The organism is Thauera sp. WB-2, assembly GCF_027594845.1.
Lineage (GTDB): Bacteria > Pseudomonadota > Gammaproteobacteria > Burkholderiales > Rhodocyclaceae > Thauera > Thauera mechernichensis.
The window spans coordinates 1,853,533-1,879,101 of record NZ_CP088935.1; the positions used below are offsets into that span (position 1 = coordinate 1,853,533).

A 25,569-nucleotide genomic window follows, 5' to 3' on the forward strand; every position below is an offset into this window, starting at 1 on the left:
CCCTGCTCAGCCGATCATTCTGGTCGGGTCGACCCAACGGTCGAAGTCGTCCGCGGAGAGGTAGCCCAGCGCCAGCGCCGCTTCGCGCAGGCTGCTGCCCTCCTTGTGGGCTTTCTTGGCGATCTGGGCGGCCTTGTCGTAGCCGATGTGGGGATTGAGTGCGGTGACCAGCATCAGCGAGCGCTCCACCAGTTCGGTGATGCGCGCACGGTTCGCTTCGATGCCGACGGCGCAGTGGTCATTGAAGCTGTTCATGCCGTCGGCGAGCAGGCGCACGCTTTGCAGGAAGTTGTGGATGACCATCGGACGGAAGACATTCAACTCGAAGTTGCCCGAGGCGCCGCCGATGTTGATGGCGACGTCGTTACCCATGACCTGCGCAGCGAGCATCGTGACGGCTTCGCTCTGCGTCGGGTTGACCTTGCCTGGCATGATCGACGAGCCGGGCTCGTTCTCTGGGATGGCGATCTCGCCGAGGCCGCTGCGCGGGCCGCTGGCCAACCAGCGCACATCGTTGGCGATCTTCATGAGGCTGGCGGCGAGGGTCTTGAGGGCGCCGTGGGCGTGCACCAGCGCATCGCAGCTTGCCAGGGCCTCGAACTTGCTGGGTGCGGTGACGAAGGCATGGCCGGACAGGCGGGTGATTTCTCTGGCAACGGCCTCGGCGTAGCCTTTCGGCGCGTTCAGCCCGGTTCCCACCGCAGTCCCGCCCAGGGCGAGTTCGCTCAGGTGCGGAAGCGCTGCGCGCAGGTGGCGTTCTCCATGCGCCAGTTGAGCGGCCCAGCCGGAGATTTCCTGGCCAAGGGTGAGTGGGGTGGCGTCCTGGAGATGGGTGCGACCGATCTTGACGACGTCGGCGAAGGCATGGGACTTCGCCTCCAGTGTGGTGTGCAGCCTGGACAACGCGGGCAGCAGCTTCAGGCTGATGGCAAGGGTAGCGGCGACGTGCATGGCGGTCGGAAAGACATCGTTGCTCGACTGGCTGCGGTTGACATCGTCGTTGGGGTGGACGAGGCGCTTCTCGCCGCGCTCGCCCCCCAGCAGTTCGCTGGCGCGGTTGGCGAGGACTTCGTTGACGTTCATGTTGGTCTGCGTGCCGGAGCCGGTCTGCCAGACCGCCAACGGGAACTCGTCCGGATGCAGGCCGGCGAGCACCTCGTCCGCTGCAGCGATGATGGCCTGCGTCTTGTCGGCCGGCAGCAGGCCGAGGCTGTGGTTGACGTGTGCGGCGGCACGCTTGACCAGGACGAGGGCGTGGATGAGCTCGACTGACTGGCGCTCCGTGGAGATGGCGAAGTTGAGCAGCGAGCGCTGGGTTTGCGCGCCCCAGAGGCGGGCGGCAGGGACGTCAATCGGGCCGAAGCTGTCGTACTCCCGACGTGTGGTCATGGAATGGTGCTCCTCTTGGTGGGGACAACAGGCCATTCGCAAGTGCTGCACTGCTGTACCTCAATGATCGGATGGTGAATGTCCTTGAGGTCTAGCAGGCGGGCCCGGTAGTCTGCTGGCGAGGCTGGAGCGTGGCTGACGACGCTGGCCACCAGTGTCCACGCGCCTTGCCCAACGGACCAGAGATGCAGGTCGACCACGCGCGTGCCGGCGACTGCCTCCAGCCTGTCGCGTACCTGCTCGCGGAGTCCGTTCGGGCCTTCCGCGTCGAGCAGCACTGCGCCCGTCTGGCGAAGCAGGCCATACGCCCAGCGCAGGATCACCAGCGAGGCCACGAGTGCGATCAACGGATCCAGCCACTGCCAGCCCCACATCCAGGCTGCAAGCAGACCTACGATCGCAGCCACCGATGTCACCGCATCGGCGATGACGTGCACCAGTGCAGCCCGGAGGTTGTTGTCCTGGCTGGGGACATGCTCCGACGCGGCATGGTCTGGACCGTGGGCGTGGGTGTGCCGGTGCGAGTCGCACTGGTCGTCGTCATGATGATGGTGCGGGTGTCCATGCGCATGTCCATGTCCATCGGCCAGCAGCCATGCTGAAAGCAGATTGACGGCCAGGCCGGCGACGGCCACCGTCATTGCCTCGACCGCCAACAGCGGTTGCGGATGCAGCAGGCGCTGAATGGACTCCACCACCAGCCACAGGGTGCTTGCACCGAGGAGGAGTGCGCTGGTGTAGGCCGCCAGGTCGCCGATCTTGCCGCTGCCCAGGCTTAGCCGGCGATCGTTGGCATGGCGACGGGCAAGATAGTAGGCGGCTGTTGCCAACCCCAGGGCGAGCGCATGGCCGCCCATGTGGATGCCGTCGGCCAGCAGCGCCATCGATCCGGTGATCCAGCCCCCGATGACCTCGGCCACCATGGTTGCCAGGGTGAGCAGCGTGACCCACAGGGCTCGTGTCTCCGCACGTTGCTTTTCCCCCTGGCCGAAATCGTGCGGATGCCGGGTGCGTTGTTCGGTTTCGCAGGCGGAGGGGCGGATCGGCAGGGGTTCGGTCCTCATGTCACGTTCCTTTGCGCGCCGGCCGGCGCAAGCGCGTCACTGCGTCGCTGTTCCGCGGATGCTTCGCTCCAGCCTAAAGCCCGCCGAGCGTGCGGGCGTTGATCTCACGTTCGGTGTTGAAGATGTAGCGCTGGATGCGCGTCTCCGCGCTTCGGGGCATGGACTCGAAGCGCAGTCCGATGCGCAGCTGTTCCGTTCCGTTGGGTTTTGTCTGGCGGTTGATGTTGCGCACTTCGAGGGCCAGGGAGAGCGGCTCCTGGTCGATCAGGCGCAGCGTACAGCCGGGCACGACTTCGCCGATCGTCAGCGTACGCACGCCGGGTGGCACTAACACTGCGGCACCGTTGCAGCTCAGGTCGATCACGCGTGCCTCGCACCCTGGGCCCTTGCTGCCCGCCGCGGGCGGGAGCGTGATTGCGATGCCGTGCGCAATCGGCACCTGCAGGCGGAAGAACTCCCTGCGTTGCAGGCGCAGGATTTCGGTGGGGATACTGGCGCGCAGCGCCGGGCGGCCGTCGATCGATACCTGTCTGATCCCCTCGACCGAGAACTGCACGCGGATGCGGTTGAGTTGCGAGGTGCACAACAGTTGTGTGGCCTCGAGTGCCCGTGCATGGGTGCTCGGGTTGGGGCTTGCGTCGAGCAGGATGGCGTTCTGCTCGGGCTCGACTGCAAGCACGGTACTGACATACGAGAGACCGCCCCGGATGTGCGCGGACATCAGGCAGCGGTCGTCGATCATCTCCTGCAGGATCTGGATGATCTGCCGGCGTCCGCGCAGAATGTAGCGGTCGAGGCCAGCCGTATCCTGGACGGGTTGGTCCGGGGGGACCTCCTGGTGCTCGGGGCTGTGATCGATGTTCAAATCAGCCCCCGTTCGCGCGCGTTGCGCTCTCTTTCCATGCGCAGGACGTAGCGCTGGATTGCGTCTCCGGCGCTGGCCGACAGGTCGGCGAAGGCGCAGCCGATGCGCAACAACTCGACACCGTTTGGCCGTGTGATACGGAACAGGTTGCGAATGGTCAGCCTGGTGCTGACCGGCGGCGTGTCGGGCAGCAACAGGGTGCAATCTTCGAATACTGCGCCTTGCTCGAGCGCAACGCCCCCGGGGGGCACGGCGATCGCAACGCCACCGCGGCTGATGTCCAGGATGCTCAGCTCGACCTCGTGCGTGCGCCCGTTTCCCAGCGGCAGCGGAAACCTGCATACCACCTTGCGTGCGGATGTCGACGGCGTCTGCAGGCGGAAGAATTCGCGCCGTTGCAGGCGCAGGACGGTATGCGGGAAGGGCGCTCGAAAGCCCGCCTTGCCGTCCTCGACCACCAGTGCATGGTTCTCGAGCAGGAACTGGATGCGCACGCGGTCGAGCTGGGTGACGCAGTCCAGCGCATTGGACTGCGCGATGCGCTCGTTCTGCAGGGGGTCGGTGCTGGCGTCGAGGAGGATGCCGCGCTGCTCGTCGGCTTCGATCAGTGCGGTGATGAAGTTGTGCCCGCCGGGGATCGAGCGTGCCCCGAGCAGGCCGCGATGGCCGAGCAGGGCGCGGAAGAGCGCCTTGATCTCGGCGGCGTCGCGCAGGAGGTACTTGGCTTCGTCTTCCCCGTACACCAACTCGACGCGGGTGTCTTGTTGTTCGATCTGCATCTTGTGTGGCGCTGTGCCAGTGTGCCCAGTCTGTTTGCTGGAGTTCCGCATCCTTATATCACGACAGTGGAGATCATGGCCGGCGGCCGCGCGAGCGGCTTCAGGCGCCTGTCTCGGCGTCGGCGCTGCGTGGCCGCAGGCTCTCGGGCAGGTCAAGGTTGTGCGGCGGGGGGCCGGCGTCGGCCCCCTGTTCGATCCGGTACAGCCACGCCAGCAGCTCGGCTACGGCAATGTAGAGCTGGGGTGGGATGCGCGCGTCAAGGTCCACCTGCATGAGCAGGCTCACCAGCTCGGGGGATTCATGCACGAATACCCCGGCCTCGCGTGCGCGGTCGATGATCTCCTGCGCCAGCACGCCCTTGCCCTTGGCGACCACGCGCGGCGCCGTCTCGCCGGCCGTGTAGGCAAGGGCGACGGCTTCGTTGCGGGTGGCGGGGCGGGCGTCAGTCATGGCTTGGCTCGACGATCAGGCCCGACAACCTCAGGTCCACCGCTTCCAGCGCCGAAGCCAGGGCTGCGGCACCGGCGTCGAGTGCCACGAGGGTGTCGGCCTCGTCTGCGCGCAGGCGCAGGGCCACCTGCTTCCCGCTCAGGTGCAACTGGGCCTCCACACCGCCGAGCCGGGGCAGGGTCAGCCGCAAGGTGCTGTCCCAGCCGTGGGCGGTCTCCTCTTCGGCGCTGCCGTCATCCCGCTCGGGGTCCTCGATTCGCCATTCCACCGCCTGGCCCGGCCATGCCTGGCCATGCCAGACATACTGCTGGGTGGCCAGGGCGTCGAGCTGCTGATGGACGATGGGGATCAGACGTTCCGGTATGGGCGCGGTGCGCACGGGCGCGGCCTCATCGGCCAGGGCAGCGCCGCGAGCTTGGGCTGCGCGTTCACTGCCGTCGGCAGCAGCGGGCTGACCGGACTGCGCACCACTCTTCGGGCTGGCGACGCCCTGATGCACCGCTTGCCCGGTCGCGGCCTGGGACGCACCCTGCGCGGTGGAACGCGTCTGTGCCTGCCCCTGCGGCTCGCTCGTCAGGCTGGCCGTGTCGCGTCTGCCGAGCACCCAGTCGGCCTGGTGGGATTCGTAGAACAGCCCGCTCTGTCCCAAGGCCTGGCGCAGCAGCGGCGCCAGTTGGGCGCCGTTGGCGGGCGGGGCGGCAAGCAGGGGCTGGTTGGCGGCAAGGCTTGCCGGCTGCGCTGCCGGTTGGCCGGTGAGCAGGAAGCTGATCAGGCGTCCGGTCTGGCTCAGTGCCGGTTGGGCCGATGCCGTGACGGTTGCCGCCGCCTCCTGGCCGACGATGCGTGCGAACACCGCACGCGGCGTCACTTGCGATACCTCGAGCTCCAGTGTGTCGCCTGTTTTGGCTGCGGTGTTGAGCGCCAGCGTCATCTGCTGGCCGGCGACCAGCGCACGGAAGGTACCGTCCGGCAGCGTGCGCTGAAGGGTTGCGAAAAAACGCTGCCCCGGCACCAGCTCGGGCAACTGCGACTGGATCTCGCGTGCGCGCTGCAGGCCCGGTACGGGCGGCTCGGAGTTGAAGAAGCTCGCTTCGTTGAGCAGCCGCAGGCGGGCGGCGAGGTCAGCGGGGATCATGGCGGGAGGGGCCTGGTTCGAGTGCTCTGCGCCCTTCAGCCACTATAGGCATTGCGTACCGCACGGCCTTTGACCGAACTGGACAGCAGCTTGCGCGTGCTCTCGAGTGCCGGTTCGGCATGCAGGCGAATGCCGTGGTCGAGTTCCAGAATCTGCTTGATCACGATCTCGATCTCAGCCGCCTGGTCCGGGGAAGGCGGCTGCAGGGCCGGCGCCGCCGCCACACGCAGCGCACCAGACTGGCGCACGAGCTCGGCCAACTCATCCCATTCGCCTGCCTCGGCGGCAAGCGCCATGCGCCGATAGAGTTCAAGCAGGGTGCGAGCGTTCTCCAGCGTAAGCATGGCTGTGATCCGCTCCTATCCTTGAACCTGCGACTCGATCGCCGCCCACGCTTCGCGCAGGCTGCCAAGCAGCCCGATGACCTCTTCGATCGCCGCCTGGTTGTTGTGCAGGTTACCGTGCAGCAGGCGATCGGCCATGTACTCATAAAGGGCGTCGAGACGCTCCGCCAACTCGCCGCCAGCCTCGATGTCGAGACTGACCTTGAGGCCATTCATGATGATGTCGATGCCTTTGGAAATGGACTTGCCCTTGGTCGGGATGTCCTTGTTCTGCATCGCCACCGTCGCGGTGCCCAGTGCCAGAAGGGCGCCGTCGTACAGCATCAGGATGAGCTTGTGCGGGGAAGCAGACTCGACGCTGGTCTGATTGCCGACGCGGGCATAGGCCGAGGCGCGATTGGGGTAGGAAGTACCAAACATGGAGATCTTGCTCCGATTGCTAGGATCGCCCGATGGACGGCAGGTTGGCCAGTTGCTGCATGAGGTAGGTGCTGGTCTGGGTCAGGCCATTGAGTAGTGTGTCGAGGGTGGAATACTGCTTACGATAACGCTCTTCCATCTTCGCCAGGCGAGCCTCCATCGTGTCGTACTGCGTCGTCAGCGACTTGATGGTGGAGTTGATGCCCTCGGTGCGGCTGTTGATCAGCCCGTCGCGGGCAATGAGTCCGTCGAGCTGGGCACTGAAGCTTGAGGCAAAACCCTTTACGCCGTCCTTGCCAGTGAAAAAGGCCGCAACGTCCTTGCTCGTATCGTTGAGTGCGGCGGTAAACTTGGTGCTGTCGAGCGCGAGCTTGCCGTCCTTGTCGAAGCTGATGCCGACCTGAGACAGCGAATTCGCACCCGTCAGGCCAGTGATCGAGGCGCCCAGTGCGTTGCGCAACTGACTCTGGATGTTACGTGCAGTGGAGTCGCCCGTGAGTGTGGCGCCGGTCTTGTTATCGGGGTTGTAAGCGGTCAGGCTGGCCAGGGTGCTCGCGACATCGTTGTAGGCCTTGACGAAAGCTTCGACGGCAGTTTTTGCCGCGCTTTGGTCCTCGCTCACCGAGAGGGTCCCGCTCAGGCTTGCGGCCGGCGCGACCGGCTCCTTGGTGAGTGTGAGCGTCACGTTGTCGATGACGTCGGTGATCGTGTTCTTGCCGCGCGTGACTTCGATGCCATCGACGCGGATGCGCGCATCCTGCGCCGCTTGTACCGAGTACATCTTGTCGGCTGGCAGGGGTGTTGCGGCCGGGTCAAAGCTCAGATCCTCGAGCCCGTCCTCGCCCGTCAGCTTGAACGCCATGTTGGCGCCCGTGGCGGTACCGCTCAAGACAAGCTGCTTGGCCGTGCCGTTGTTGATGATGTTGGCCTTGACGCCGAGCGCCGCGTTGCCGTTGATGGCATCGCGCAGTTCTTCCAGTGTGCTGCCTTCGAAGTCCAGGCTGGCAGTGCGAGGGGGACTGTCGCTCGTGAAGGACTTGCCCGAGCCAGCGTCCGTGACGGTACCGAACTCGATGGTGAGTTTGCCTGCCGCGGGGGTGAAGCTGCCGCCCACGGGGGTCGAAACGCGCTGGATCTTGGCCATCTGCAGCACGTCCACCGCATAGCTCGCGTTTGCGGCGCCCGCACCGGAACTGGCAGTGAAGCCGGCGTCGCCGGCCACACTGGCCTTGGTGGCAGAGAACTTGGTTGCGGTCTTGAGCCCGTCGGTGGCGGTCTGCAGGGACGACAATGCGCCCTTGATCTGGCCGAAGGCGGACAACTTGGCCTGCTGGCTCGCCTCGCGCTGTGCCAGCAGGGTCAGGGGGCGGCTTTCCACCGACATCAAGCCGCGCACGATCGAGTTGATGTCGATGATCGAACCACCGCTCGTGATCGTTGCCATGTCGGAACCTCCTGTCTGCTGTTCGGGTCAGGCCTTCTGTTCGACCAGCAGGCCCTGCAATTTATCCAGCGCCTTGGCGATGGAAATGATCTCCTCGGAAGGGATCTGGCGGATCACTTCGTCGGTGCTGGCATCGACGACCTTGACGATCGTTCTGCCGGTGTCTTCATCGATAGAGAAAAGCAAGTCGCGTGCCACAGGCGAAATCGCTTTGCGGACTTCGTCCATTGCCTGCTCGACCTGCTCGAGCGAACTGGGCTTCTGCGCTGCGGCGGCGTCTTCGGCCGCGGTGCGCTTGCTCTGTTCTGTACGGGCCCCGGCGGCGGCTGCACCTGTTTTTGCCGTGCTGCTTGCGTCCGTAGCGGCGGCCCGTTCGGCCGACGGACTGCGGGCGCTGGATGTGGTCTGGAGCAGGTTTTCGGTCGGAACCGAGGTATTCACCGAAGAGATGTTCATTGTGGTCACCCTCATGGTGTAACGGCGCGGGGCCCTTGCGAACCCCGCGCCGTGCCAAGCAACTTAGCCTACACCGCTTACCGGAGCAGCGAAAGCACGTTCTGCGGCAGGGCGTTGGCCTGGGACAGCATCGCCGTGCCAGCCTGCTGCAGGATCTGCGCGCGGGTCAGCTTGGCGGTTTCCGATGCAAAGTCGGTGTCGCGGATACGGCTGCGGGAGGCCGACAGGTTCTCGGTGCTGGTCTGCAGGTTGGCGATCGTGGTCTCGAAGCGCGACTGCAGGGCGCCGAATTTTGCACGTTGGCTGTTCACCGCGGCGAGTGCAGAGTCGACCATCGCCAGCGTCCGCTGTGCTGCGTCGACCGAACTCACGTCGAGGTCGCTCACCTTCTGCAACTGACCTGCAGCCGCTGTTGCGGTGAAGAAATCGGTCGTGTTCGCTGCTTCGATACTGAAGGACTTCTCCGAATCGAGGACCAGCTGGCCGGTGGCGACCGCGCTCGCGCCTCCAGCGGTGGATGTGCCACCGACGGTTGCCGTCGCCGAACCACTGGCCGCATTGGCGATGGTGATGTTCTCGCCGTTCGCATTGAGCAGTGTGATGCCGTCGCCGCCGTCATTGACGCGGGCTGTGACGCCGGTCTTGGAGGCGACGTCGTTGAAGGCATTTACTGCCGAGGCCAGGCCGTCCTTGTCCACCGCTGCGCCCAGGGTGAAGGAGATGGTGACCGCGGTTGCGTTGTCCGAGCTGACGTCGAACTTGTAGGACGTGTTCGCAGTCATTGCGGTGACGTCGATCTCGGTCTTGGCAGAGGCCTTGACCCCGGTGGTACCGGTTTCGCCGTTGATCTGCTCTGCCACCTTCTTGGCCGATGCGCCGGCCGCGATCGTGACCGTGGCTGAGCCGGTGGCGCCGCTGATCGTGATGTCACCGCCGGCGACGCGGCTGGTAGCCGCCGCGTTCGAGGCGATCGCATTGGCGGTGCTGCCTGCCGTCAGGTCGCCCTTGGCGCCAGCGTCCGTTGCGACCTTGGAGCCGATCCGGTAGTTGCCGTACTGGCTGGTGGAGAAGTTGGCGGTGCTGGCCGAGATCGACTGGCCGGCGTTGGCGCCGACCTGGAAGGTGGCGCTGCCGAAGGAGCCGTCGAGCAGCTTGGAGCCGTTGAACTCGGTGGTCTTGGCGATGCGGTCGAGTTCGGACGTGAGCTGGTTGACTTCGGCGTTGAGCGCCTGGCGGTCGGAGGCGGAGTTGGTCGCGTTGGACGACTGCACGGCCAGTTCGCGGATGCGCTGCAGGATGTCGCCGGAGGACTGCAGGGCGCCTTCGGCGGTCTGCGCAAGCGAGATGCCGTCGTTGGCATTGCGGCGGGCCTGGTCGAGGCCGCGGATCTGGGCGGTGAAGCGCTCGGAAATCGCGAGGCCTGCGGCGTCATCCTTGGCACTGTTGATGCGAAGACCCGACGACAGGCGCTGCAGTGAGGTGGCCAGCGAGCCGCCCGAGGTGCTCAGGTTGCGCTGGGCGTTGAGCGACTGAACGTTGGTGTTGATCACTTGTGACATGATTTTTCTCCGTTAGAGAAGTATCAAAAATGTTCCGGCGGTGGCCGGGTTGTCCTCTGCGAGCCAGCCTGCGAAACCTGCCAGCTGCACTCTTGGAACCTTTAACGGTCGGCCGTCGCTGAACTTTAGGAATATTCGCCGGGGCTGCTTGCTGCACTGGTCGCGGAGGCGGGCGGTTAAGATGCGGGCCGGCTTGCTTCCATGTGACAGAGGGTGTGAATGAAGGTCCAGCTTCCTTTATCGGCTCGTGATCAGGAATTATTGAGTCAGGCCGCCAGCCTCTTTTCACAGGGGCGTTACGATCGGACGATTGCGCTGGCGGCAGAACTCGGTGCCAGGCATCCGCGACATCAGGTTGTCCACAAGCTCCATGGCTGCGCGCTGCAGCTTGCCGGTCGAAGTGAGGAGGCCGTGGCCGCGCTTAGGATTGCCGTCCGCCTGGCGCCATCCGACGCACAGGCCTGGAGCAACCTTGGGAATGCGCTCGCATCGTGCGGGTTGTTCGAGGATGCATTGGACGCCCATCGGAGGGCGTTGGTGTTACAGCCTGTCAGTTCGGCGTTCAACCACAATCTCGGGTGTGTCCTGCTGCAGGTTGGCCAGCGTGCCGAAGCGCTGGACCATTTCTGGCGGGCCTTCGATTTCGCCCCATCTGATGCCGAACTCGCGCGCCTGTGCCGTGAACTGCTGGCTGAGCTCGGCGACCTCGACCGTGCGGCACTTTTCTGCCGGGTCAACCTCGAGCGTTTGCCTGCGGACGCGGGTGCGGCGGCAATGCTTGGCGGCATCGTGCTGCAGCAAGGGCTGATCGATGAGGCGCTCGTGCTTCTGGACGCCGCCGTGAAGTCAGTGCCTGGCGATGCGGTCGCCTGGTCCAATCTGTCGGTTGCGTTGAGGGGGGCGGGGCGGTTTCAGGATGCAGTGGAGGCGGGACTGCGCGCTGCGAGCCTGGCTCCCGAGTGGGCGCAGGCCTGCAACAATGCGGCGGTGGCGCTGCGCGACGCCGGACAGCTGATGCAGGCGAGAACCATGTTGCTGAGGGCGATCGAGTGTGATCCTGCGTTCCCGGACCCGTACTACAACCTGGGATGTACCAGCGCCGATCTCGGTGACAACGAGACCGCGCGTGAGGCCTTGATCGAGGCAATCAAGCGCGAGCCGAGAATCGACTGGATGCTGCAGGCGGCGCATGCTTGCCGGCAGCTTGCCGACTGGGACGGGGCTGAGCTGATCGAAGCCGCGTTCTTCCAGCAGTTCGGCGAGGGTCTGCAAAGTCAGGCGCATGTGCTACCGTCGCCGTTTGCCTACCTTGCCACGCCAGGTACGGGCCCGGTAGACCAGCGCGTTGTCGCCGAGCATTTTGCGGCGCAGTATGTGGCGAGGGTAGCTGTGGCGCGAACAGGCGCCGCGTCCGCTCGTGGGCCATTGCGACTGGGCCTGTTGTCCGCCGACTTCAGGGATCATGCGACGGCGCATCTTCTGGTGGGCGTGCTTGAGGCGCTGGATCCGGCACGGTTCCATCTAATTGCTTACGATTACGGCCCCCGAGTGACTGAGGGCGATGAATACCGACGTCGACTGCAGTCGGCAATCCCGCGGTGGGTGGACGTTGCAGCGATGTCCGACATCGACGCGGCCAGGAGACTGCAGTCCGATGGCGTCGATATTGCCATTGACCTGAAGGGATGGACCCAAGGTTACCGGGCAGGAATTCTCGCGTATCGGCCGGCACCGATCCAGATGCAGTGGCTGGGCTTTCCCGGCACCATGGGGGCGCCCTGGATCGACTACGTCATTGCAGACGCCGTCGTCATTCCGCCTGGCATGGAGGGCGGCTACAGCGAGCAGGTCTTGCGTTTGCCTGCCTGCTATCAGCCCAATGATCGTCTGCGGGTTATTGGCCGGACGCCGGACCGAGAGAGCCTGGGGCTTCCGGAGAGTGCTGTCGTGCTGGCGGGCTTTCATCAGTACTACAAGATCACCCGGGAAACCTTTGCGTTGTGGATGCGGGTGCTTGGGCAGTGTCCTGACGCAGTGCTCTGGCTGCTGGATGGGCCGGAAAGTGCCAAGGGGGTGTTCTTGCGCGAGGCCGCCGCCGCGGGCATTGAACGCAAGCGGCTCGTTTGGGCGCCGCGGGTTCCTGCTGCCGAACATTTGGGCAGGTTGGGGCAAGCCGATCTTACCCTCGATACATCTCCGGTCAATGCCCACACAACGGCAAGTGATTCGCTGTGGGCAGGGGTGCCCCAATTGGCAATCTGCGGTGACTCCTTCGTGTCGCGAGTTTCCGCGAGCATTCTACACGCCGCGGGTTTGCCCCAACTCGTTGCCAACGATGAAACAACTTATGAGCGCTTGATCGTTGAACTCATTCGCAATGTCGAAATGAGGGCAATGCTACGGAATCAATTGCGTGAGACACGAGACAAGGTTGCTCTTTTCGATGCGGAGGCCTTTGCTCGACACCTTGGAGCAGGACTTGAGGAAGCGTGGCAGCGCCACCAGCGCGGATTGCCGGTGGCGCATATCGATGTTGCCGGCTGATCAACGCGTCCATGCAGCAAGCCATTCGTCAAGATGGTCGTCCAGCATCCAGTGCTGGCGAACCTGGGCTCGCAGGGCTATGCCCTCCTGCCGGGCCGCATCCGTATCGTGGATACGTTCCCGGATTGCCGCAATCCATGCCTGGGGTGTGTTGGTGACCCGTTTGACCGGGAGCCCTTGCCGGTATGGCCCGATGTCGGAGCACACTACGGGGTAGCCGAGGATGCCGTACTCCAGTAGCTTGAGATTGCTCTTGGCCTCATTGAATGCATTGCTGGCGATCGGAGCAATGGCGAGATCTAGGCCCATGCTGGCCAGGGCCGCGGGATACTGCGAGAAGGAAACGGCAGCTTTTTTCTCACTGATGTAGGGAAGCATGTCCCGAGAGCAGGTGCCGAGAAAGACCCAGTCGACTTCATTGGCCAGGGTTTTCACGACATCGGTCAGCAATGCCAGGTCGCCGAGGTGGGAGATGCTGCCCGCCCAGCCGACCCGCGGGCGGTTGCCGGATCTTCTGGCCGGTGTCAGGGTGTTCCAGACCCGCTTCGGCAAGTAGTTTGGCACGACCCTGACCTCATCCACCAACTGACCATAGGCTTGAGCGAGCGCCTCGGTGGGGACCACCAGGCGGTTACACAGGCCGAGCGCCTGCTTGAACAGTGCGATGGTGTCCGGACCGAAGTCACGGGCATGGGGACTGCTCTCCGGAACGTCGGTGAGCAGGTCGTCTACTTCAAAGATGCGCAACGCGCTGCTCAGTTGCCGGTATTGGTGCATGGCACGGAGTACGGGCGCAGTGTGCGGTCGTTGGAAGATCAGGGTGTCGAATTCGTCGGCGACCATCCGTGCAAGGGGCAGGGGGTCTGTGGCTGCGCCGCCACTGACCCGCGCGTTCGACAGCAGGGCTTCGAGCGGCTGGAGAACGCGGTAGTGGCCGCAACCTTCGCGGTCGGCGGCGTGTGCGTAGATTCGCGGAAGGCCGAGGCTGGCCAACGGAGCATAGGTGAGCGCGCTGCGCGTCTCGGGTATCAGGTCTCTTGCTTCCATGTTCAGGTGCGGCTCGGCAGCGACTTGATTTGCTATCTGGGTCTGCCAGCGCAGAAGGGTGGCTATCGTGGCCCCTCCCAACTCGCTCTTGCGCCTTGAGGTGTCCTCCTGCTCAAGTTGTTCGAGCGATTCGCGCACCATGACAGTGGAGCTTGGCGTCCATAGCAGCGGGCCGAGCGTCCCGAGGCGCAGGCAAAGCTCCGCGGCCCAATGCTCTTCGCTGCTGGCCGTATCCAGGCCTCCTGCGGCGGCGAGGGTGGACCTGCGTACCAGCAGGCAGCGGCGATCCAGAATCCGGGCGCGATGGTCTGACTGCAGCCAGGCGTTTTCGCCCGGATAGTCGAGAAATACCCCTTTGTAGGGTGCGCCTGATGGGCCACAGAGTCCCATGATCTCTCCCGCACTGATGAGTTGCGCGGCGGCATTGGCCAGCCGCGGTCCGACGGCGACGGGTGATGAGGGGCGACTGAACTGTTTGAGCAGCGGTGTGAGCCAGTCGGTTTGTACCGCCACGCTGTCATCCGCCCAGAAAACGAGGAAGTCATCGGTAATCCGGGCGACTGCCTCCTGCAGGATCCGCACTAGCCCTTCATCGTATGGGGCGGGCAGGAAGACCACATTGGGCAGCCCGAGGCTTTCGAGCTGGGTTAGAAAACGCCAGATGTCCGGATGACGAGGGCCTGGGTTGATCAGATAGAGCGTGTGTGGCTGGGGCGGGGTCTTCTCCAGCAGGCTGGTGATGGCCTGTTCGAGGGCAGCAAGCTGGCAGGTCGCGGGGTAGATGACGATCGCTACGGAAGGGATGGCTTTGGCGGCAGGTACCTGGAAATCCAAGCGTAGCGGCTGCCCTTCGTCGAAACGTATCGACGCGTCGATGCCCTTACGGCCGAGGTGGTCGGCCACCGCCTGAGCGTGGCTGTGCTGCGGGTAGGGGGACCAGCGGCCCGCGGGACGGTGTAACAGCACGTCTGGGACGTGGCCGATGGCCTCCGGGGAACAGGATTCCAGCGTGCGAAGCATGAGATCGAAGGTCTCCGCTTCGGGTAGGGCAGAACACAGCCCACCGAGGTCGGCGAGGTGGTCCGCGCGGAAGAAGAGTACTTCGCCGATGTAGGGGGTGGCTAAAACATGGTCGGGATCGAAAGCCGGTTTGAAGTGGGGACTGTGGTGTTTCCCTTCAGCGTCAATTTCATCTTCATCGACATAAAGGAGCTGCCATGCCGTGTGCGAATGGATGTCCAGGGCAAGCGTGAGCAAGGCGCGTTCGGGCAGTCGGTCGCCGTCCGCCAGCACGGCCACCCAGGTCGCATGGCGTTCGTCGACTCCAGCTGCCAACTGGTTTACCGCCTCCGCCCACTGCGAAGGGGGGCACTGAATCCAGGCCAGCCGTTCGCCCTCTATGCCCGGAGGGGCTTGGATAGGTGATAGGACAACAAGTCTGAATGCACCGTACAACTGGGCTGTGAGTGAACGGATCGTGGCGGAGAGCGCATGGAAGTCTGCCTGGGTGTGACGCAAGAAGAGCGTGAACTGGGGCTTTTCGATCCAGCCATCCAGTTCCGCATCGATACGCCGGGCCATGCCGGTGGTGAAGTAGCGGCCTTCGCGCCACAAGCCGTAGGCATACTCCCGACGGTGACATTCTGCGATCTGGCGATATTCGGACTGGGCACGTGCGCGGTTGCCGGAAAGGGAGTCGTCGCTGACCAAGTAGAGGCCGGTGAAGTCCCACAGACATCGCATCGGGTAGCGGGCCCCCACGCGTAGCCAGAAGTCCTGGTCGCTGATGGCGGTGTATCTCTCATCGAACCAGCCGAATTCGTCGTGAAGGCGCCGCCTCCACATTGGGTGAGGACCGATGGAAGGCTCTTTAAGGAGTCCTCGATAGCTGTAGTCGGCCCATTTGTAACAACCGGCATAGCTGAAACGGGCAAACGATTCGTGCGGCGTGCGGGTGAGATAGCTGAAACCGTAGGTCAGCGCAATCTCGGGCTGTTCGTCCAGTACTCTAGCCATCAGCTCGAGAGCGTTGGGGCGGAGGCGGTCGTTGGTACTGCACGACACGAGGTAAGCACCTTGCGCCATGCGAATGGCGAGATTCCACGCCGCATAGACGCCGATCCGCTCCGCAGTCCGGTGGTAGCGAATATTGGCATGCTTGGCCTGGTAGGCGCGCACGATCTCTGCCTCGTTCTCTGGAGAGGCAGCATCAATGACGATGATCTCCGTGTCGTCCGCAATCGACTGGCTGAGCAGGTCGTCCAGACAATCGGCGATGAATGTTGCGGAGGCATAGGTGGAAACGATTGCACTGACGCGGTAGGGACGGTCCGGCTCGGCTCCCTGATTTATTGCATTGAGTTCAACCACCGGGGAGGAGTATTCCAGGCGCACATCGCTGCATTCCAGGCTGTGGCGCAAAACGTCTCCCAGTAAGGCGAGTTGTGTCTCACGTTGGAGTGCCTCGTCAGGGTCTCCTACACGGACTTCGACACGTCGGATGGCCTCGTTCAGTAGCGGGCTCTTGGCCAGAGAGAGAAGATGTTCCTTGAAACGGTAGAGATCGTCCTGGCGATAATTGACGGGATGGGAAACATGGAAAGCAACGTAGGCGTCCAGCCGCTTGATTGGTACGCCAGCTTGTACAGCCTGGAAGGGGACCCAGTAGTCCCACCACGGGATACCGAGCATGAATTGAGATGCCGGATAAGCGTCCAACAGGATGCGATCGAAGAAGAAGTAATCGAAGCCATAGTGATACGTATAGCCGAGCGCCGAGCCGTATCCCGGGATTTCGACGCGCGAGCCATAGACAAGGGCGTTCCGGCTGTGCTGCCCGATAAAGTCGACGAAATCTCTGTCGGCAAAAAGGAATACGTCGGAATTGACGATCCCGAAACGATCCGCTGCGCTTGTGCGGAAGTAGCTCAGGATGTCGTCGATGAAAACACAGGGTTTGCCGACCAGGTGTTTGCCGTGGCGTTTTGCGCTGATAAAGCGGACGCCCGGGTAATGCTGGTCGAGTAGCGGGATTTCCTCGGCAGGGTTGATGCTGACAACCTCGAAACCGAGTTTTTGCCAACTGCGGACGGCGGGCAATTGTCCGCTGACGTTATTGGGGACAAGACTGGTGGCGATCTCGATCCGGTGGGTTGGGGGAGACGTGCCCTTGTTGCTAGCGACGTGTTGCGTGCGGCGGATGCGCTGCACTTCTTCCAGGTAGCGCTCGCTGGCGACGGCGGTTTTCTGGGCGGCGTGGTAACGAAAACCGGCCAGAAGTGCGTCCACGAGGTGGAGCTGAGCATGGTCGAAGAAGCGGAGCCACAGCTCGAAGTCGCCCGCGTAGTCAAATTCGTCATTGATCGCTCCGCCGCTCTTTTCCCATAGATCGCGGCGCCAGAAGGTACTTTCCTGCTGAATGTAGGTATCGAGCGCTGGGTCGAGATAATCGTCCCTGGTGAAAGTGCGCATCATGCGGACGTCCGCCAGATCACCCTGTTCGTTCCACGTGCTTGGACGGCCTGTGAGCCAGGAAACCTCGGGGTGGCTGATGAATGCGTCGGCGACGGTTCGGAAGCTGCCGGGATGGTATTTGTCGTCTGAATTGATCCAGGCCATGATGGATCCGGTACTGCGACGGAATCCTTCGTTGATGGCCTGATACTGCCCACCGTCCCGTTGGGACTGCCAGTAGGTCAGGTATTTCTCGTACTTCTTGATGATCTCGACGGAGCGGTCGGTACTCCCTCCGTCCATGATGATGTATTCAAGGTTTGGATAGCCTTGTTCCAGTACCGAAAGAATGCATTCCTCCAGGAAGTCGCCCTGATTGTAGGAGGGCGTAACGATCGAAATCCGTGGCGGGGTGTCTTCCCCCTTGCGCGGCGGTACGGCCAGTAGCGGCAGGCCATCGGGGCCGTACACATGGCGGGTCTGGCGCAGCGGGAGTTCCTGAAGTCTGGGCTTATTCATGTTGTTTCGGTGGCATCGCGTTTGGGAGTAGCCGGGCGAAGTGCCGGGCTTGAGCGGGGGCGATCTAGCTCGCGGCCGGTTTGCGCCAGACGAGATTATAGGAAGCCGGGCGCCCGAAGGCTTCATAGGTCTTCTGGGTGATTGGCTGCCATTGCCGTGTGTAGGTCGCCTTGCTCATGTGCCAAAGATCAGGGTCGAGGCGCAGTGCCCAGAGAGGCACTGCCGGGTTGAGGGTGGGGCGGTGAGCGTGCAAATAAGGGATCAGCGGGTGAATAAAGGCCTGTCGGTGCAATACCACGTCGATGCAGTGCATCGACAGCCCACCGGGTTTGAGGATGCGGTCGATATCGGCAGCGATGCGCTCGAGTGTGGCTTCGTCTTGCGGAGTGTGTTCGAGGGTCGAGATGCTGAATACGCCATCGAAGGTGTTGTCTGCCAGCTCAGGAGAAAAGTCGCCAATGTAGGCGCGCACCAGCGTGTAGCCTGCCGTGTTGCTGGCCTCTGTTGGCCCCGCGCCCAGACCTTCGAATTTGTCCAGATTCCAGAATTCGTATTGGTCCTTCAGCGCTTGAATGATTCTGGAATTCCCTCCACCGATTTCCAGCAGGCGAGCGCCCGGTGCGAAGTTGTCGAGAATGAACCAGTAGGTCAGCATGTCCTGGTACACCTTCAGGTCACAATCTTCGATATCCGCTCCCGCATGCATGGGCGGCAGGCCGAGCCGAGTGAAGTGGCGGAAACGCGAAATCGTATAGTCGGAGAAGTCGTCTGCTCGGACCTGCGCTCGTGCCGTCTTGGAGGGCGCCGGCGGGGGAGGTGGGGTAGAAGGCTGCTTCTCGTCGAGGCTGAGATAGAGGCCGGCGACTTCATGGTCCTCCGGGTGGCTCATCATGTAGCTAAAATACACGTGGCGCGCCTGCTCGATGTGCCCCTGCACGGTCAGCGCGGCAGTGAAGTTGAGCAGTGAGGTGCGGTCGTTCGGATCGTTTTGGTGCGCACTGGCGAAGAATGAAAGTGCGTGTTCCGGTTGTTGATTGATCCACCACAGTACGCCGATGTTGTTTTGCGTGCGGGTATGGTTGCGAACGAGGGACAGTGCGGTTTCGAAGTGCTCTGCTGCCTCATCGAACTTTTCGGCCTCGACTGCTCGCTCTCCCTTGTCGCAGGCCTCGTCGGCCAGTGCCAAGGTCTGGCTGGGCGCTAGCGCGTCGAATGGCAGGGCGCCTTGCAGCACCCGTTCCAGAATGGCGTTTTCGAACTGTGCTTGGAGATTCTGCGAGTCCTGGCCGAACTGCGCGAGGATCTGTGGGGAGGTGGCCGCGAGGAAAGCCTTGGCGGCAAGGATGTTCTCCGGGCGAAAGAGAACATCCTGCCACTTGTCGACGGATGCCGGGCTGGCTGCATCGTGCTGCGGAATACCAATATTGTCACCAAAGGCGCCTTTGAAATGCTGTGTGGGGTCGTACCGCAGCATCGCAGACGTGAAGTCTACTTCGAGAAAGTCGCACAGCTTCCGCAACTCCGTTTCGGGCTGTTTGACCAGCGTCTCGTACTGCAGGGTATGGGCCTGGTGACCGAGTAAGGGCAAAGCCTGGGCCAGATGCTCGAGCCCGCGGGTTAGATCGCGCTGGTGGTGCGGGCTGGCGAGCGCGTGTTCGACGCTGCCGTTGAACCAGGACTCGGCCACGGAAGCCAGAATGCCGAGCGGGTTGCGGAGCAGGACGACGAACTTTGCCAGTGGGAAGAGCTGCCGTAGTTCCGGGACGATGTAGTGATAACGGGGGGTCTTGTCGAGAAAGTAGCTTGCGCCGCTTGCGGTGCGGCATTGCCCGTACAGGTCTGCTACGAATTGCCGTAGTCCATCGAGCAGCGTGGCCTTGCCCCCGGGGAGTTCCAGAGTGAATTCCTCCACGCCTTGTGCCGCGAGCACGGTGTCGTAATCAGCGGTGACCAGTCTTGGTGAGAGCAGGGTGCTGACAGGGAGCAGAAGCCACGGCTCGGCCGTGGTGTGAATCTCTGGATGTTCCCCCAGCAGGCGCTGTAAAAGCGTAGTGCCGGAACGTGGCAGGCCGAGCAGGAACACGATGCCCTTGCCCAGTTTGTGAGCGTGTTCGGCTGGGAGTGTGTCTGCCAAGCGTGCCGCGTGCCGTTTCGGTTCCAGCGTTTGCTGAATTTCGTCGATGGTGGTAATGATCTCGTCGTCCCGCCAGGGCTCAGTACGCCAGGTGGAGCAGCGGAATCGGCGCAGCAGTTCGAAGACAAGCGGGTCGTCCGTTAGCGAGTCGGGAATCGGCATGCCTGTCCGGGCCCGGCGAAGATCGGCATCGAAGCGTCGAGTGCTGGGGCAATGGGTGCCGGTGTCGTCGAAGCCTATGTTATGCACGAGTGAAACGGTGGGGCAAACCACGCGCAGGTCGTCGCGCGCCATGATGTAGTTCATGCGCACGTCACCCGCGTCTAGCGAACCTGTCAATTCACGCTGCAGCATTTGTGCCAGATCGTCCCCTTGCATTTCGAGATGCTTCCGGAATGCAGGAGATTGGCTGGTGCGTGCGTAGTCTTCGATGCGACGCGGAATTCTTTCCAGGCTGCGTTTCCAGTAGCCGTAACCCCACCCAGAATATCGCGGGCTCAGGATCGCGTTCTCCCGGGTAATCCATTCGAAGCGCATCGGTGGGGTATATCCGCAGATGGCGAAGATCCGCTCGTCGTCCTTGAAGCGCTCGAGGCCGTCGTTGAGGAAGCGGAGAAAGGAGGGCGCGACGATGAGGTCGTCTTCCAGGGAGATCACTCTGCCGTATTCGTTGAGCAACTGCATCTCGCCGTCGACCCAGTTGGCGACGCGGTTGTTCATCTCGCGTTCGATGATCTCGATACGGCGAAAGCCGGTGATGGTGCGCAAGTAGCGGCGGACAGCGGCAACGGCCTTCTCATCGCCGGGAGCCGGGGCGTCGGAAAAGAAAAAGAGGTCGCTGTAGATTGCCTCTGGATTCTTCTTCAGCGCATCCACAGTGTGTTGCAGGTGCTCAAGGCGGCGATAGGGGCAAATGCAAATAGGGCTGAATGCAGGCATCGGGGTCAGTCCTGTGGCACTTCATGCCTCGGGAGGGCATGCTGATCAAGAAAAGCTTTGATGGTTTTGGGATTGTTCCACATCAAGACATCGATGACGGACAGGTTGGGTTCGAACAGGCAGCCGCGGCAAGAGTATTTCATATGTGTAGGCTGTCTGATGGTCAGCTTGATCCCGTGGGAGGCAAAGGCGGCCGGATCGAACAGGGCTTCGCCCCCCGGCGGGTTGATGTACTCGTGCGCGCCGAGTGCGGCGGCAATGCGCAGCGCCCAGTCGCCGGGGTGGGTGGCTTCGCCGATGTTCAGGTCGAGGTCGGAAAAATAGACATGGTCGAAGGTGATGCCCAGCCGTTGGCATATCTTTTCAAGGATATGGCCGTTGAGGCGGCTGATCGAAGTCTCGGGACGGGCAAGGCAGTCCCGCACCAGATCTAACGTCTCCGCGTAGAAGGGCGCCCGGCGCTTGTAGTGTGTGAGCTGGCCGAGCAGAGTGTCGCGCCATCGCACCTGATCGTTGACGCGAATATCGTTGATCGCGGTGCGGTGTCCGTGTTTGCTCAGAGGCACGATGACGTATTGCCAACCCGTTTGAGGGTGGAGTATCCGGTTGCGGTTTATCCAGCCGTGCCGGATGTATTGTGGCGTGTCGAATATGATCCAGCGGTCAGTGTTGTGGATCAGGTCGAAATGCCCCAGATAAGGGAAGAAATAAGGCTGCATGATCCCCAGTCTCATGCCACCTGCTCCAGCTTGGCACGGAGGGCAGGCGCTTGTGCCAGAAGCGCTTCAACGACGTCGCAGATTTTGCTTACGTCGTCCTCGGTCATGGGGGTGCCGTTTGGAAACACGAGAACGTCACGGCACAGTCGTTCTGTGACCGGGAGGCTGAGTACCCGGAGCGCTGGGTCATCGCGGTAGGGCGGCAGGCGGTGCGTACCAGGTTCAAAGTAGCGTCGACAGATGATGTTCTCGGCGTCGAGAAGCCTAGCTAGTTGGTCGCGACAGAGTCCGGCGCGCTCACTGTCGATGACGACGGTGACGTACTGATAATTGCTCGTGTCGTCCGTGGCTGGGGTGAGGAGCCGCAAGCCCGGCAACTCGCCTAGCCGTTGTTGGTAGATCATGTGACGTTGCCGATTTGCGGCGATGTTGCTTTCCAGCTCGGCCAAGCTCAGCAAGGCGAGGCCGGCCTGGGCCTCGCTCATCTTGCCGTTGATGCGGGTGTCTACCGGGGCGTATTGCTCGCCGGGATGGAAGCTGCGGATGGTTTTTGCCCGTGCGGCCAGTTCATCGTCATTGGTTGCAATGCAGCCGCCCTCGGCGGCATTGACGATCTTGGTGGCGTGAAAGGAAAAGGTAGCCAGATCGCCGAACTGACCCAGAGGGCGACCGTGATGCGTGCAGCCGACCGCATGGGCCGCATCGAACAGCAGCGCAAGCCCGAATTCCTCTGCCAGCGCGGCCAAGGCTTCCGGGTCACAGGGCTGCCCCCAAAGATGGACACCCGCAATGGCGACGGTCGAGGGCGTGATCAAGGGTCGGACTTGTTCGGCCGTGAGGGTATGGGTCTCCGGCGAGACATCGCAGAAGATGGGCGTTAGTCCGGCCCAGGAAAGGGCCTGCACGGTGGCTGGGAAGGTAAACGACGGCACGATCACCTCTCCCTGATCGAATCCGAGTGTGCGCGCCGCGACCATCAGGGCGACGGTGCCGTTGTTAACCGTAATCGCATGTTTGACGCCGAGATGTCGGGCAAAGGCGATGTCGAACTCTCTGGCCAGTGGGCCGTGGTTGGTATACCACTGTCGTTCAAATATTCCTCTGAATGTCACTTCGATCTGGTCCCACTGCGGCAGGTTCAACTGGCCGACATGCAGGGGCTGGGCGAAGGAGGGTGTGCCGCCGAACAAGGCCCATTGGTCGGGACGTTTCATCTGGAGACGCCGCAAAGTTCACTGCTGGCCGGTCGGCGTGCGGCGATGCTATCGCCATGCGCATGCAGGAACTGCAGCAGCTCGCCGATTGCGGCAATATCGTCCGGCCGGACCTGATGGCCAGCGGGTAGCTGGAGGAAGCGTTGCGCCAGCGATTCGGTCACAGGCAGGCGGACGGGGTCATTGTCCTTGAGGTGCAGCGGCGGACTGTAATAAGGGTTGATAGCGACCCCTTCCGCTCGTAGCAGGGCACAGGTGAAATCCCGACTCAGCGGCCACTCGGGTGCGATTTCGGCGATCACCATGGAATGATTCCAGGTTTCGGCGTCCGGGCCCGTCGGGGCGAGTAGGCTCAGGCCGGGGAGGGTGGAAAGCGCTTTGCGATAGAGTGCGAAACGGCGCCGATTGGCATCGATGATCGCGTTGATGTTCTGCAGGGAATGAAGCGCCATCGCGGCGTGAATTTCGTTGAGCTTGGCATTGCAGCCGAGCAGATGCGGCGGAAGGCCGGCAGTGTCCGAGCCGTAGGCAAAGTTGCGTTGATGCCGCAACGACTGTGCCAGTCCGGCGTCGTTGGTGGTGACGTAGCCGCCTTCGAAACCGTTGAGGAGCTTGGTGGCGTGCAGGCTGAAGACCTCAGCTCGGCCGAAACCGCCCAGACGGGTCTGGCCGTAGCGATTTCCGATTCCATAAACCGAATCGAAGAAAAGCGGTATGCCGTGTCGTGCCGCCACCGAAGTGAGGTCGTCGATGTTGCCCGCGCCGTTGACGTTGCAGACCGCCAGGATGGAGCGGGTACGATCGGTGATGCAGTTTTCGACTGATTCGGGCTGCAGCGTATGGGTGTCCGGGGTGACGTCGGCAAAGCAGGGCGTTTGTCCCGCCCAGCGTGCGAAATGAGGTAACCCGCGAAACGAGAACGCCGGCATGATGACGGTGCCGGGACGGCCGTCGGAAAAAGTCTGCATCAGCATCATCAAGCCAAGGCCGGCATTGGCTAGGGCGACGACATGGGCAACGCCGTGGTATGCGGCCAGTTGTGCTTCCAGTTCGCGCACAAAGGGGCCGTCGTTCGTGAGACGGCGTTGCTCGATGATCGACTTAAGCGAGGCAAGAAAGGGCTCTATTGGTGGTGCATCGAGTTGCCCGATCGACCTGGGTCGTTGGAACAGCGCGGGGCCGCCAAACAATGCCAGTTCGTCGACGGAGCGTTTGCGCGTGACTTTCATGGGTGCGTCAAGCCGGGGTCAGCGCTGCGTCGAAACGATAGGCGGCGCCGTAGAATTGTTCCGGCATGCGGAGAAAGCGGCAGTTCCAGCCGTGTTCGCCCGCCAGCCGTGCAAATTCGGTTTCGGTACGCCAGATACCGATCACCGAGTCGGCGCGATTCTCAACACCGGGCGTGTACGGACGCTGATCGAAGTAGCGGGACATCAGCCCCTTGTCGGGGAGGTTGCCGATATAGAAATGGGTAACGCCGGCAAAGCGTTTCCGGAGTGTCGCGAGCAAGGAAGCGGCTGCGGCGGAGGGTAGGTATTGAAAGGCGCCGTAGCACAGAGCCTTGCTGAAACGTTCGGGTCGCGCAGCCTGCCGGATGTAATCGACCACGTCCATCAGTTCATAGGATTCACTCGCGCGGGAGAGGAAATCGCGCCGGGCGATCTCGATCAGCGAGGGCGAGAAATCGACGCCAACGCCGCCGCGGCATTGCGATAGGAAAAACCGGGACAACGCGCCGTTGCCGCAGCATAGATCGACCAAGTAGTCGTCTTCGCGCAACTCGAGTCCAGCATTCACCGCATCGACGATCATCCGGATCTGCGTTCCCGAAACAGGCTCTCCGTTGATGGTCCTGCCTACCTGGCGCCAGTAATCATCAGGGGCACAAGTTCTTGGAAAGTCCTTGTAAAACTCGCCGCCCGAAGCGGGGTGGGCATTGTTCATTGCGTGTCCTTCCGGCTTTGTGAAAGCAACCATCCGAAAATGAGCCACATTTTCTCGACAGTCAAGCCCGGGTAGGGAGGGGTATCGAGGCTGCCGTCCTCCGTCTCCGGTGTACTCGGTTCGAAGAGTTCCGTACGGTCGAGGTAGCGTTTGGCGACCTGTGTGTTGCCCGCGGCGTAGTGAGCGCGTACTCTTGCCCGCGTCGCAGCATCAAGCAGCGGGTGCGTGCTGAAAAGCGCAGTGCTGGCGACGCTCTCACTGAGTTGCATGAGCGCCTTGTGAAACTGTCTTTTTTCGACAGTAGGCAAGGGGAGTTGGTTGACTTGGCGTTGAAACTCCAGCAGATCGCGATTCAGAGAGGGGTTGACACGCTCCTGGCTGAATTTGAAATCTCCCTCTGGCAGATTGAGAAAAGCAAGAAAATCACGGCATATGTCCACATTGGCAGTGTAGGTTCGAATTTGAATGTTAGATCGGCCAAAAGCCATTTCCCATGCCGCTAGACTCCTATGGTAGTCCCAGAGTTCGGCGTTCTCTGTCATATGCTGTTCCAGCGTGCCTGCGTAGCCGAGCGCTTTGACCGCTTGGTTGTACCAAGAGGCAACCATGTCCTCTTGTTGCCGTAGATAGATTACGATTCTTGTATCCTGAGGATGGAGTCCTAGTCCCCTGATGAATTGAGCAACGTCTTCAGCGGAGCACAGCCAATAGAAATTCTCGCTGCTCAGGATGAGTTCGAGTGGATTAGCCTGAATGTCCTGCTTGAGTTGATGGGCGAGAACATCGAACGGTTTTTCGTTGGGTACGGCCCACTCGGGGTAGCCGCCGCTGCACAGGAAGGCTAGGTCATGGTGGCCGCTGCTGCGTCGTGCGGCATCGGAGTAATTGAAGCCGTGACTGCGCAAGCGTTCGGCATTTGCTGCCAGAAAAACCTGCAGTGCGGTCGTTCCAGTCTTGGGAACCCCAATATGGAGTGTGCAGCGGTGCGGTAAGGAGAAGCGCATCTTATCGAGTCAATCGATACTGGGTGTCAAACAAGCATGCAACGCCAATTCAGATCTGAAACTCATCGTGGTTCTGGCAAGCTTAGTCAACCTGTTCGTCGGTAGTCGAAAAATGCGGGTAGTTGTGGGTATCTTCGGAGTTACGG

General features: G+C 62.3%; 19 protein-coding genes. 1 reads left to right on the plus strand and 18 read right to left on the minus strand.

All coding sequences use genetic code 11. From position 1 onward, the window contains the following. Positions 1-6: 6 nt before the first annotated feature. The 11 genes from fumC to LQF09_RS08545 form a co-directional block, all read right to left on the minus strand. Complete coding sequence (gene fumC / locus LQF09_RS08495; protein ID WP_270069679.1) at positions 7-1,389, minus strand: class II fumarate hydratase; 1,383 nt, start codon at positions 1,387-1,389, stop codon at positions 7-9. Beyond that, the gene (gene dmeF, locus LQF09_RS08500) at positions 1,386-2,453 is read right to left on the minus strand and encodes a CDF family Co(II)/Ni(II) efflux transporter DmeF (protein WP_270069680.1); all 1,068 of its coding nucleotides are present in this window, start codon (positions 2,451-2,453) and stop codon (positions 1,386-1,388) included. The genes fumC and dmeF overlap by 4 nt, the downstream gene beginning before the upstream one ends. 73 nt (positions 2,454-2,526) lie before the next feature. Beyond that, positions 2,527-3,318, minus strand: a complete 792-nt coding sequence (locus LQF09_RS08505) for a flagellar brake protein (RefSeq protein WP_002924130.1) — start codon at positions 3,316-3,318, stop codon at positions 2,527-2,529. Next, positions 3,315-4,097 (minus strand): flagellar brake protein, encoded by a 783-nt coding sequence (locus tag LQF09_RS08510; RefSeq protein ID WP_002924131.1) that lies wholly within the window; start codon positions 4,095-4,097, stop codon positions 3,315-3,317. Before LQF09_RS08510 ends, LQF09_RS08505 begins: the two co-directional genes overlap by 4 nt. A gap of 100 nt (positions 4,098-4,197) precedes the next feature. Continuing rightward, complete coding sequence (locus LQF09_RS08515) at positions 4,198-4,548, minus strand: EscU/YscU/HrcU family type III secretion system export apparatus switch protein (protein WP_002924132.1); 351 nt, start codon at positions 4,546-4,548, stop codon at positions 4,198-4,200. Beyond that, positions 4,541-5,683: a flagellar hook-length control protein FliK gene (locus LQF09_RS08520; protein ID WP_270069681.1), complete on the minus strand. Its 1,143-nt coding sequence runs from the start codon at positions 5,681-5,683 to the stop codon at positions 4,541-4,543. Before LQF09_RS08520 ends, LQF09_RS08515 begins: the two co-directional genes overlap by 8 nt. Before the next feature lie 35 nt (positions 5,684-5,718). Next, positions 5,719-6,027 carry a flagellar protein FliT gene (locus LQF09_RS08525; protein WP_270069682.1) on the minus strand — a complete coding sequence of 103 codons (309 nt, stop codon included), beginning with the start codon at positions 6,025-6,027 and terminating at the stop codon, positions 5,719-5,721. Between the two features lie 15 nt (positions 6,028-6,042). After that, the gene (gene fliS, locus LQF09_RS08530) at positions 6,043-6,447 is read right to left on the minus strand and encodes a flagellar export chaperone FliS (RefSeq protein WP_270069683.1); all 405 of its coding nucleotides are present in this window, start codon (positions 6,445-6,447) and stop codon (positions 6,043-6,045) included. Between the two features lie 19 nt (positions 6,448-6,466). After that, positions 6,467-7,891, minus strand: a complete 1,425-nt coding sequence (gene fliD, locus LQF09_RS08535) for a flagellar filament capping protein FliD (RefSeq protein ID WP_002939401.1) — start codon at positions 7,889-7,891, stop codon at positions 6,467-6,469. Positions 7,892-7,918: 27 nt separating this feature from the next. After that, positions 7,919-8,347 carry a flagellar protein FlaG gene (locus LQF09_RS08540; RefSeq protein ID WP_270069684.1) on the minus strand — a complete coding sequence of 143 codons (429 nt, stop codon included), beginning with the start codon at positions 8,345-8,347 and terminating at the stop codon, positions 7,919-7,921. Between the two features lie 77 nt (positions 8,348-8,424). Further along, positions 8,425-9,906: a flagellin gene (locus LQF09_RS08545; RefSeq protein WP_270069685.1), complete on the minus strand. Its 1,482-nt coding sequence runs from the start codon at positions 9,904-9,906 to the stop codon at positions 8,425-8,427. A 219-nt stretch (positions 9,907-10,125) separates the two neighbouring features. On the opposite strand from LQF09_RS08545, the gene LQF09_RS08550 reads away from it, so the two are divergent. Beyond that, positions 10,126-12,450, plus strand: coding sequence for a tetratricopeptide repeat protein (locus LQF09_RS08550; RefSeq protein ID WP_270069686.1), 2,325 nt, complete (start codon positions 10,126-10,128; stop codon positions 12,448-12,450). Here LQF09_RS08550 and LQF09_RS08555 read toward each other — a convergent pair whose 3' ends face one another. From LQF09_RS08555 to LQF09_RS08585, 7 genes are all read right to left on the minus strand, one after another. After that, a complete protein-coding gene (locus LQF09_RS08555; protein ID WP_270069687.1) occupies positions 12,451-17,469 on the minus strand; it encodes a glycosyltransferase in 5,019 nt (1,672 codons plus the stop codon). A gap of 64 nt (positions 17,470-17,533) precedes the next feature. Beyond that, positions 17,534-20,542, minus strand: coding sequence for a sulfotransferase (locus LQF09_RS08560; RefSeq protein ID WP_270069688.1), 3,009 nt, complete (start codon positions 20,540-20,542; stop codon positions 17,534-17,536). Between the two features lie 5 nt (positions 20,543-20,547). Then, positions 20,548-21,276, minus strand: coding sequence for a WbqC family protein (locus tag LQF09_RS08565; RefSeq protein WP_270069689.1), 729 nt, complete (start codon positions 21,274-21,276; stop codon positions 20,548-20,550). Continuing rightward, a complete protein-coding gene (locus LQF09_RS08570) occupies positions 21,273-22,475 on the minus strand; it encodes an aminotransferase class I/II-fold pyridoxal phosphate-dependent enzyme (protein ID WP_270069690.1) in 1,203 nt (400 codons plus the stop codon). The genes LQF09_RS08565 and LQF09_RS08570 overlap by 4 nt, the downstream gene beginning before the upstream one ends. Then, on the minus strand, positions 22,472-23,704 hold the full coding sequence (locus LQF09_RS08575) for an aminotransferase class I/II-fold pyridoxal phosphate-dependent enzyme (protein ID WP_270069691.1): 1,233 nt from the start codon (positions 23,702-23,704) through the stop codon (positions 22,472-22,474). Before LQF09_RS08575 ends, LQF09_RS08570 begins: the two co-directional genes overlap by 4 nt. Positions 23,705-23,711: 7 nt before the next feature. Beyond that, the gene (locus LQF09_RS08580; protein WP_270069692.1) at positions 23,712-24,419 is read right to left on the minus strand and encodes a class I SAM-dependent methyltransferase; all 708 of its coding nucleotides are present in this window, start codon (positions 24,417-24,419) and stop codon (positions 23,712-23,714) included. After that, complete coding sequence (locus tag LQF09_RS08585; RefSeq protein ID WP_270069693.1) at positions 24,416-25,423, minus strand: hypothetical protein; 1,008 nt, start codon at positions 25,421-25,423, stop codon at positions 24,416-24,418. The genes LQF09_RS08580 and LQF09_RS08585 overlap by 4 nt, the downstream gene beginning before the upstream one ends. Positions 25,424-25,569: the final 146 nt, after the last annotated feature.